This window comes from Chloroflexus sp., from assembly GCF_034434295.1.
Taxonomy (GTDB): Bacteria; Chloroflexota; Chloroflexia; order Chloroflexales; family Chloroflexaceae; genus Chloroflexus.
On the sequence record NZ_DAOTZQ010000043.1, the window covers coordinates 1 to 9803 of the forward strand.

General features: G+C 54.9%; 10 protein-coding genes. All 10 read left to right on the forward strand.

The annotated features are described in order from the left end of the window. Positions 1–365 precede the first annotated feature (365 nt). A complete protein-coding gene (gene tpx, locus VAE57_RS06355; RefSeq protein ID WP_322821048.1) occupies positions 366–881 on the forward strand; it encodes a thiol peroxidase in 516 nt (171 codons plus the stop codon). Between the two features lie 198 nt (positions 882–1079). After that, positions 1080–1796 (forward strand): 30S ribosomal protein S2, encoded by a 717-nt coding sequence (gene rpsB, locus VAE57_RS06360; protein ID WP_322821049.1) that lies wholly within the window; start codon positions 1080–1082, stop codon positions 1794–1796. A 172-nt stretch (positions 1797–1968) separates the two neighbouring features. Further along, positions 1969–2496, forward strand: coding sequence for a translation elongation factor Ts (gene tsf / locus VAE57_RS06365; RefSeq protein ID WP_015909444.1), 528 nt, complete (start codon positions 1969–1971; stop codon positions 2494–2496). Between the two features lie 72 nt (positions 2497–2568). Continuing rightward, entirely contained in the window at positions 2569–3303 is a 735-nt protein-coding gene (pyrH, locus tag VAE57_RS06370; RefSeq protein WP_012259404.1) for a UMP kinase, read from the forward strand. Then, positions 3303–3860, forward strand: a complete 558-nt coding sequence (frr, locus tag VAE57_RS06375) for a ribosome recycling factor (protein WP_322821050.1) — start codon at positions 3303–3305, stop codon at positions 3858–3860. The genes pyrH and frr overlap by 1 nt, the downstream gene beginning before the upstream one ends. A 23-nt stretch (positions 3861–3883) precedes the next feature. Beyond that, positions 3884–4609 carry an isoprenyl transferase gene (locus VAE57_RS06380; RefSeq protein ID WP_322821051.1) on the forward strand — a complete coding sequence of 242 codons (726 nt, stop codon included), beginning with the start codon at positions 3884–3886 and terminating at the stop codon, positions 4607–4609. Then, positions 4563–5453 carry a phosphatidate cytidylyltransferase gene (locus VAE57_RS06385; RefSeq protein ID WP_322821052.1) on the forward strand — a complete coding sequence of 297 codons (891 nt, stop codon included), beginning with the start codon at positions 4563–4565 and terminating at the stop codon, positions 5451–5453. Before VAE57_RS06380 ends, VAE57_RS06385 begins: the two co-directional genes overlap by 47 nt. Before the next feature lie 14 nt (positions 5454–5467). Then, a complete protein-coding gene (locus tag VAE57_RS06390; protein ID WP_322821053.1) occupies positions 5468–6439 on the forward strand; it encodes an alpha/beta hydrolase in 972 nt (323 codons plus the stop codon). 15 nt (positions 6440–6454) lie between these two features. Next, on the forward strand, positions 6455–9265 hold the full coding sequence (locus tag VAE57_RS06395; RefSeq protein WP_322821054.1) for an alpha-L-rhamnosidase: 2811 nt from the start codon (positions 6455–6457) through the stop codon (positions 9263–9265). A 20-nt stretch (positions 9266–9285) separates the two neighbouring features. Further along, a partial coding sequence (locus VAE57_RS06400) for a cellulase family glycosylhydrolase (RefSeq protein WP_322821055.1) occupies positions 9286–9803 on the forward strand: 518 nt, incomplete at its 3' end.

Consider the following 9803-nt stretch of genomic DNA (forward strand, 5'->3'; position numbering starts at 1 on the left):
ACCGGGATTGTAGCGGCAAAAGTACCGGTGTTACGCAACTACACCGACGGACGGCGCTCGCTGGCAGAGTCAACCTCGGTTGCGGCAGCTTCGTAACGTACCAGCGGCAATTGAAGCAGATCTGGTCAATCAGGCAGTGTGTTGCGCTGGATGGTATCGTTCTTCTCTCTTGGGCAGGCTTTCAGCCTGCCCATTGCCAACCCGCTTGCTGCGAACCAGGCTACCTGTAACAACATCCAACGAACTGCACCTCACCAACCTGACACCCTCTCCGTGCGGAGAAATCCGCACGTATTGACAGACAGCGCTCCTTTTCCTACACTATCTCTTGCAGGATCTATCTTGAAATAGAAAGGTACATCACTATGACTATCGAGCGCCCGGATGCGTTCGTCTTCTTCGGTCCGCAAACAGTTGTCGGCCCCGAATTAAAACCGGGAGCCAAAGCCCCCGATTTTACACTGATCAACAGCAAAATGCAGCAGGTAACGCTAGGTGATTTTGCCGGTAAGCCCCTCCTGATCAGTGTAGTTCCCTCGCTGGATACCGGTGTGTGCAGCAAGCAAACAACCCGCTTCAACGAAGAGGCAGCTCGCCTGACCGGCCAGGCCAACTTCATCACCGTCAGCGCCGATCTACCTTTCGCCCAGGCGCGCTGGTGCGGTGCCAATAACGCCGATGCAATCCAGACCCTTTCTGACCACCGGGATATGAGCTTCGGCGCTGCATATGGCACGTATGTACCGGCTTATCGGATTGAACAGCGGGCTGTATTTGTGATTGACCGTAACGGTGTGATCCGATATAGCGAATACGTCCCGGTGGCCGGGCAGGAACCCAATTACGATGCAGCCCTTGAGGTGCTGAAATCGCTACTCTAGGTTGATAATCAACCCTCGCAACTGTTTTGTCAGGGAGCGCTTGCCGCCAGCGCTCCCTTATGCTATACTGCCCGTCGGCATAGCAAAATGCCAAATACGCACACCCTGAGGCACAGTCGCTCCTCCGGCATTTGCCGGCCCAGACTGTGAGACACAATGGGTGGAGGTGGTTTTAGCCAGAAAAGGAGCAAGACAGGTATGACAGACGGATTGCCGCGCGTCGTCACAATTCGCGAATTGCTGGAAGCGGGCGCCCATTTCGGACACCCAACGAACCGCTGGAACCCGAAGATGAAGCCGTACATCTTCACCGCCCGCAACGGGATCCACATCATCGACTTGCAAAAGACGGTCGCTGGGCTAAGCCGGGCGTATCAGTTCATCACCGAACTTACCGCGCGCGGCGAAAAGGTTCTCTTTGTTGGCACCAAAAAGCAGGCCCAAGAAGCGGTGATGGAAGAGGCCGTGCGCTCTGGACAGTTCTACATCAATCAGCGCTGGCTAGGTGGCACGCTCACCAACTTCGCAACTATCAAACGCCGTCTCAAGCTGCTGAGCGACCTGGAAGAGCAGCGTGATCGTGGGGATTTTGCTCGCTTGACCAAAGCAGAAGCTGCCAAGCTCGAAGAGAAGATTGTTCGCCTCAACCGGGTCTTCGCCGGTTTGAAGGGTATGGATCGGCTGCCGGGTGCTGTGTTCATTATCGACCCGCGCAAGGAAGAGCTGGCAGTACGCGAAGCCGTCAAAGAGGGTATCCCGATTGTCGCAATGGTTGACACCAACTGCGATCCCGATCCAATCGATTACGTGATCCCGTGCAACGATGACGCGATCCGCGGTATTCGCCTGATGGCGGGCAAGATTGCCGATGCCGCCATTGAAGGCACACGACGACGCGAAATGCCTCAGGAGTAACTTCCTGGGGACGGCCTGGCGCCTGACCGGAGACGTGGCATAATATATTCGGTCGAGTGCGCACAAACCGACGTGTACGGGGGGGCGCATGCCCCTCCGTCGCACGATCCACATCGCTCGTATTTGGATCAACAGCAGAACATACAGATTTACAGGCAGAGGGAGCACAACTGTGGCAGTATCAATTGAATTGGTGAAGGAATTGCGCGAGCGTACCGGTGCTGGCATTAAGGAGTGCCGGGATATTCTTGAGCAGACTGGCGGTGATATTAACAAAGCAATCGAGATTCTCCGCGAGCGTGGTATTGAGGCGGCTGCCAAGAAGGCTTCCCGCGAAGCAAACGAGGGACTGATTGGCGTGTATGTGCACTACGGCTCGCGCATTGCGGCAATGGTTGAACTGAGCTGCGAGACTGACTTTGTTGCTCGCACTGCTGAATTTGGCCAACTGGCTAACGACCTTGCCCAGCACATCGTTGCGCTCAATCCGCGCTTTATCAGTGTCAATGAAGTGACCGATGAAATGATCGCCGAGAGTGGTCAGTCACGCCAGGCTTTCATTGAAGAGACGGTACTGCTCGAACAAAAGTTTATTAAAGACCCGGCACGCACTATCGAAGAAAAGATTAAAGAAGCCATCGCAAAGCTGGGTGAAAACATCGTGGTCCGGCGGTTTATCCGCTATGAGGTTGGGGCATAAGAATCAGATGAGCCGGGCAGTTGCGGTACAAAACTAGCATTGCCCGGCTCGTTGCTACCTGCGAGTTGTTCCATGCAACAGCCAAAATATCGCCGGATTTTAATCAAACTCAGCGGTGAACAGATCAAAGGCAACGACGGCGAGGTCATCAGTTACGATATGCTTGACTTCCTCGCCCAGGAGATTGGTCGTGTTCATCGCCATGGTGTAGAAGTAGCCGTCGTTGTCGGTGGTGGCAATATCTGGCGTGGTCATCGCGCCATCGAGCGCGGGATGGATGCCGCGCAGTCGCACTACATGGGCATGCTGGCCACGATTATCAATGCCCTGGCCATGCAAGATGCCCTTGAACGCCACGGTCTCGACACGCGCGCAATGACGGCGATTAAGATGGATGAGGTTGCTGAGCCGTATATCCGCCGGCGAGCGACCCACCATCTGGAAAAAGGGCGCGTTATCATTCTGGCCGCCGGTACCGGCAATCCCTATTTCACGACCGACTCGGCAGCCGCTCTACGCGCAGCCGAGATTCACGCCGAAGTGATTCTGATGGCAAAGAATGGCGTTGATGGCGTCTACGATGATGATCCCCGTCGCAATCCGGCAGCCACTCGCTTCGATCATATTCACTACCTCGAAGCTCTGAATCGTGGGCTGACGGTTATGGATAGTACAGCGTTGACCTTCTGTATGGATAATAATCTGCCAATCATCGTGTTCAATGCGCTTGAACCCGGTACTATCGAGCGGATTGTAATGGGTGAACACGTTGGGACACTTGTGAGTAATCAGCGAGGAGGCGCGTAATGCTGAACGATGTAATCTCTGAATATGAGGCACACCTGAAAAAGGCCACTGAAGCATTGCGACATCACCTGGCATCGATCCGCACCGGCCGCGCCTCGTCGGCGCTGGTTGAGCATCTTCACGTCGAAGCGTATGGCACAACCATGCCACTCAATCAACTGGCAAACATCAGTGTCCCTGAGCCACGGCTGATCGTGATCCAGCCTTACGACGCCAATATGATCAAGGCGATTGAGAAGGCGATTCAGCAATCAGACCTTGGTTTGAATCCCAGCAACGATGGCAGGGTGATCAGGCTGCCCGTGCCACCATTAACCGAAGAGCGCCGCCGTGAGCTGGTGAAAATGGTGCGACACCGGGTCGAAGAGGTGAAGATTTCAGTCCGTAATCAACGCCGCGATGCCATTGATGATCTGAAGAAGCTGGAAGCCGAAAAGCTGATCAGTGAAGATGAGTTGCATCGCGGTCAGGAACGCATCCAACAGTTGACTGATCGCTGCATCCGCGAGCTTGATCATATCGGTGCAGAAAAAGAGGCAGAAGTGATGGCAGTTTAGCCATCACTAAGAGGCACTGTCGTATGAGCGAGGATAATGTACTGGCCGGCGTAACTATTCCGCAACATATTGCGGTAATTATGGATGGCAATGGACGTTGGGCGCAGCAACGTGGTCTGCCACGCATCGCCGGCCATCGCGCCGGAACAGAAAATATTCGGCCAATCGTGACCGAATGTGCCCGAATTGGAGTACGGGTCTTAACCCTGTACGCCTTTTCGACCGAAAACTGGAATCGGCCATCGCTCGAAGTCCAGGGGTTGATGCAAATCCTGGGCGAGTTTATCGACCGCGAGATCCAAAATTTGCACGCCCAAAATGTCCATCTGCGTCACCTTGGTCGTCTCAGTGGCCTCAGTCCTCATTTGCGGGAAAAGGTAAACTACGCCATTGAACTTACCCGCCACAACACCGGCCTGACTCTGGCAATCGCGTTTAATTACGGTGGTCGTGCCGATATTGTTGATGCTGTGCGGGCTATTGTTGCCAGTGGTATCCCTGCTGATCAGATTACTGATGAAGTGATCAGTGCGCATCTCTCGACGCATGGGTTGCCCGATCCCGATATGATTATTCGTACCAGTGGTGAACGTCGCCTCTCAAATTTTTTGATCTGGCAGTCGGCCTACAGCGAATACTGGTTCACGCCGGTGTTCTGGCCCGATTTTCGACCCGAGCATCTGCATCAGGCAATTCTTGACTATGGACGGCGCGAACGCCGCTTCGGCGGACTCCCCAAGCCGGGCTAATACGCTGGCAATTCGTGTGGCAAGTGTGGTAGTCCTGCTACCACTGATTATTGCCGGTGTCTGGTGGCCGCCGACCACTGCCTTGCTGGCCGGCCTCGTTATTACACTGGCAATTAGCGAGTTGTTTGCCATTTTTCGCCAGGGCGGTTATCAGCCGCGCCTGATAGAAGGAATTGCCATTGGTTGGCTGATCTGCGCGGCAGCCTTTTTTCAACCGCTCACAACTGTCGATCTGGTCCTGGTGGCGCTGGTCGTTTCGATCCTCGGCGCACTGATCGCCGAAATTGCTCGCCGGGATCGGCAAACCAGCCTGCTTAGCTGGGCATTGACGTTCGCCGGTGCATACTACGTGAGCGGTCTGCTCAGCAGCTATCTTCTAATACGTCAACTCGAATTGCCATTACAGAACGGCTGGCTGGCCTTCGCCAACATCCCCCCTGGCGCGGCCTGGGTCTTCTTTACCCTGGCCATCACCTGGCTGCAAGATACCGGCGCATTCTTTGTTGGCCGTGCCTTTGGACACACCAAAATGGCGCCTATCCTCAGCCCGAAAAAGAGTTGGGAGGGCTTTGCCGGCGGGATGGTTACTGCTATCGCCACTGCCCTGTTCTGCGTTCCCCTGTTAGGGCTACCCATTACGCTGCTTGAAGCGGCTATTCTGGGTGTGATCGCCGGTATTTTTGGTCCGCTCGGCGATCTTGCCGAGTCACTGATCAAACGCCAGGTCGGCGTCAAAGATTCAGGGTACATTATTCCTGGTCACGGTGGAATTCTGGATCGCATTGATAGCATCCTCTTCACCGGGCCGGTTGTCTACTACATGATCGTATTGTTTACAAGTTAAGACAGGAACGGGTCATGATTACAACCATCGCGACCAACCGGGAACAGTGGACTCCTGATACAGCATTGGCCGGCTTTGAAACGAGGGCGATCCATTCGCGCAGTGGCCGGGCAGTGTTAATTCGCCAGATCAATCCACCAAACCAGGGCCGGGCCGTGCTATATGTCCACGGTTATTCCGACTACTTTTTCCAGACCCATCTGGCCGATGTGTTTCGTGCCCATGGCTACGCCTTCTACGCCATCGATCTGCCCGGCCACGGTCGTGCAATGGAACCCGGTCAGATTCCCTGTTTCTACCGTGACATCACCGAATTTTATCCGTTCCTCGACGCCGCGATAAACCTGATCGACACCGAACAGCAGCAACCCTGGCTGGTATTACACGGCCATTCGGCAGGAGGACTGATCACCGCCCTGTACGCCGCCGAAGGTCAGCAACGAGAACGGATTGGCGCCCTGGTGCTCAATAGTCCATTCTTTGACTTTTTTATTGATCGGGTAACCCGGGCATCGATCCCGTTGGTGATGTTGCTTGGGCGTATCCAACCAACGCGCGTCGTCGGCAAGCTCTCCCCGGTGTATGGCGAGAGTATCTACCGCGGCGCCGGCGGCGAATGGGAGTTCGATCAACGCTGGAAACCGGTGCAGGGGATCCCCATGCGGGCGGGCACAGCACGGGCCATCCTGCTGGCTCAACGTCGCTTGCGACGTGGATTGGGCATTCGTTGCCCCATTCTAATCGCGCATTCAGCACGCTCGGCCTGGCCTATCGCCGGCAGTCCAGAGGTGGGACGCGCTGATGTAGTTCTCGACGTGGCCCATATGCGTCGTGATGGCCCATGCCTGGGAGACGATGTGACCATGATCGCGATTGATGGTGGACTGCACGATCTAGCCCTCTCTCCTCCACCCGTCCGCGAACACTACTTTCGTGAGATGATGGCCTGGCTGGCAGAGGTAGCGGCGCGTCAACCGGTAACGTAAAGTAGAGGATGTTCCATGCGGCAGTGGCTCATCGCGTTCACGATTATCCTGACCAGCCTGTGGCCGTTTCCAGTCTATCCACTGCCGCCAGAGCTTTGTTTCTGTCAGGCCACCCCTATTTGGGTTCACACTGATCCGCCAGCCCAACACGAAGTCGCGCTCTTTCGCCACCAAATCGATCTCACTACATCGGCAACTGATGTCACGCTCGCCATCTTTGCCGACACACGCTATGAAGCGTATTTCAATGGTCGGCTTATCGGACGCGGGCCGGCTCGTTTCTCTCGCCAGCATCGTGAGTATGATCTGCTACCGGTCGGCACATTATCAGCAGGATCGCATGTGCTTGTAGTACGTGTGCAATGGGCACCTAACAATCGTCGCAGTGAGTCAGAACGGCCCTTTCTCTGGACTTTGTTACAAAGCGGCACCCAAACCCTGACTGCAAGTGGAACAGACTGGCAGGCTCATCTGCTCACCGCGTACCGCAGCGATGCCGCCCCAGTTCACCGCTGGAACCTGATCGGCCCAACGGAGCTGGTTGATCTAGCCCTTCTCCCACCTGACTGGCGAATAAACGGTGGTACCGAAACCTGGCGCTCTGCAGTACCGGTAAGTGTATCACCAGCCAAATTTGCTCCCCGTTCAATCCCGCAACTGGTTGATGTTCCTGTCCCGGTTGAAGTGATCGGTACCGGCCGATTCGATCCTGCATTCATCCCCATAGAGTTTGCAGGTGGCGTGGAAACAGCGACTGTACCACTTACCGTCAATCGCCAGGTCGTACTGACCTTCTTAGGTCTCGACGATGCTCTCACCAGACAACTGACTGTAGACGGTCAATCCCTGAGCTGGCAGCCGGCAATCAATCGTCCGCCGGGAGTCATTACTGCCCAGTACCCGCTCTCAGCCGGCAGCCATATCCTGCGTCTGAACGGGTTACAGAACCAGCCGGAAGGCTGGACGATCCTTCTTTCCAGAGATGGCTTGACGAACATCCCACCATTGACCTTTGGCGCACACGCCGGACGACGATTGTTGCTGGCACCACCCCAACCAGACCCACAGGCAGTTAGCATGATCGGCCAGTCGTGGCAAACGGTGCGCTTCCAACCGGGAGGTGGGTATCTCGTACTCGATCTTGGTCGCACCGTCCATGGGCGATTAAGCGTCGAAGTAAGAGGGGCGGCAGGCAGTATCATCGATATCGGTTGGGACGAACGGTTATGGCAAAACGTTATACCACTTCCGTTTCCTGGCTCGTTACACCCAGAATGGAATCAGGTTGACTCGTGGCGACTCGATGGCCGTTCACATACCGTCACCACCATTGATACCCGAGCCGGACGCTATATTCTCATTGCTGTCTGGAGCAGTGAACCGGTAGAATTGCACAATCTTCAGGTTGTTGAAGAACGCTACCCGGTTACACAAATCGGTTCATTCACCAGCGATGATCCACTAATCAATCGTATCTGGCAGGTGGGTGTTGATAGTCTGCTCCCCAACATGACCGATGCCTACACCGATACACCCTGGCGCGAACGGGGACAATGGTGGGGCGATGCGTATGTTGCCGATCATGTCAATCGCGTGGCGTTTGGCGATCACGCCTTACGACAACGTGGCATACGTCAGATAGGCGATGCTTTTACCGCCGAAGGTATTCCAGCAGCGCTTGCCCCAAATACAGGGCCGAACCGAATGCTGGATTACGGCATGTTATGGGTGCAATCAATTGCCGACGACCTCCGCCTCACTGGTGATTCAGAACTGGCCCGTAAGGAATGGCCAACCATTACCCGATTTCTTAATCATCTTGCTAGTTACCACAACCCGACGACAGGTCTCCTCGACCTACCGGTCGGCCCATGGGGGCAAACCACCTATCTTGACAGCAGTGCGTCCAATGCCCGCTATGGTCAATCAACGGCAGTCAACGCAATGTACTACGGAACGTTACGTGCGGCTGCCTCCATTGCTACAGCTCTTGGTGAAACAGCAACGGCCGAACGTCTGGAGCGTACAGCAGTGACATTACGCACTCAGATCAACCGTTACCTCTATGACCAGACCACACGTCGGTACATTACCACCATCATTACTGACCAACCGATTCCCCCTGGCCCACATGCCCAGGCTCTGGCACTGACATATGATGTGGTACCGGATAGTGAAGTGTCGGCTGTAGCTGATGCGTTACTTGCCCTCATCATTCGCGATCCAACACGAGCAAATCTTCAACTCTACGGCATGTTCTGGGTCTTGCAGGGGCTGAGCAAGACCGGACACATACAGGAAGCACTTACTTTAATCAAGCAGTTCTACGGCTGGCAACTGGCGCGGGGCACAACGACATGGTGGGAGCATCTGTTCGCCGACCAATACTGGTTTACCAGTCAATCACATAGCTGGAGTGGTGCCCCGACCTGGTTTCTCTCCACTGTTATTATGGGTGCACGCCAGACTGGAGCAACAAGCTGGGAAGTAGTCCCGGCCTGGCAAGGCGTCAGCACAGCTTCGGGAAAAATTCCCTTGTCATCCGGGTTTCTTAGTGTAACATGGGAACAGCCGGATTGTGAGTTACGACGGGTGACAATCCAGGCACCGACGGGAACCCAGGGGAGTATCTGGCTACCCCCACCGACAGCTTCGACCATTATCACGCTGAATGGAGCTGAGATCTGGTCTGCAACGTATCGTGATCCTGTCATCAGTCAAGACAGCTACAGTCGTCTCCAAATCACCATCACACACGGAGGAACCTATACTATTGAACAGCGCCAAACATGTATGAACATCTGGTTACCGACCATTCAACGTTAGTTGCACAGCGAGGTGGCATCTTGTACCGACATCGTCTCATCTTCGTCCTGGTGATGTGGTTGATCGCCATTGCATTACCGGCAGCGGCTCAAACTCCAACCAGCATCTCAACCATCTATCTTCCATTAGTATCGGCAAACACCATCCGTCCACTCGGTTTTGAGACAAACACCGGCTGGCTTTATGCATCTAGCGTCTACCCCCAGGCTGACAATCTCAATGCCCACTGGGTACGCCTCAACACCCTGAGCTGGCGCGAAGCTCAGCCTGCTATAGGATCACCAATTAACTGGAATGCGCCCAGCTTCACTCGCTTTGAAGCTGAAGTAGAAGCCGCTAATGCCCTCGGCCTGCAAATTATGGCCATCATCGATGACCATCCGTCGTGGGCAACAGGGAGCAATCATATCTGTGCTGCCATCCTTGATCAGTATCACGATGAATTCGCGGCCTTTGTCCGAGCCGTTGTTGCAAAATACAGTCAGGCACCATACTATGTGCGCTATTGGGAATTAGGAAACGAGCCGGATGTTGATCC

Bases quoted from the DNA above. Each gene is read 5' to 3' on its own strand.
- tpx (WP_322821048.1), top strand. From the start codon at position 366: ATGACTATCGAGCGCCCGGATGCGTTCGTCTTCTTCGGTCCGCAAACA.
- rpsB (WP_322821049.1), top strand. From the start codon at position 1,080: ATGACAGACGGATTGCCGCGCGTCGTCACAATTCGCGAATTGCTGGAA.
- pyrH (WP_012259404.1), top strand. From the start codon at position 2,569: ATGCAACAGCCAAAATATCGCCGGATTTTAATCAAACTCAGCGGTGAA.
- frr (WP_322821050.1), top strand. From the start codon at position 3,303: ATGCTGAACGATGTAATCTCTGAATATGAGGCACACCTGAAAAAGGCC.
- VAE57_RS06380 (WP_322821051.1), top strand. From the start codon at position 3,884: ATGAGCGAGGATAATGTACTGGCCGGCGTAACTATTCCGCAACATATT.
- VAE57_RS06385 (WP_322821052.1), top strand. From the start codon at position 4,563: ATGGACGGCGCGAACGCCGCTTCGGCGGACTCCCCAAGCCGGGCTAAT.
- VAE57_RS06390 (WP_322821053.1), top strand. From the start codon at position 5,468: ATGATTACAACCATCGCGACCAACCGGGAACAGTGGACTCCTGATACA.
- VAE57_RS06395 (WP_322821054.1), top strand. From the start codon at position 6,455: ATGCGGCAGTGGCTCATCGCGTTCACGATTATCCTGACCAGCCTGTGG.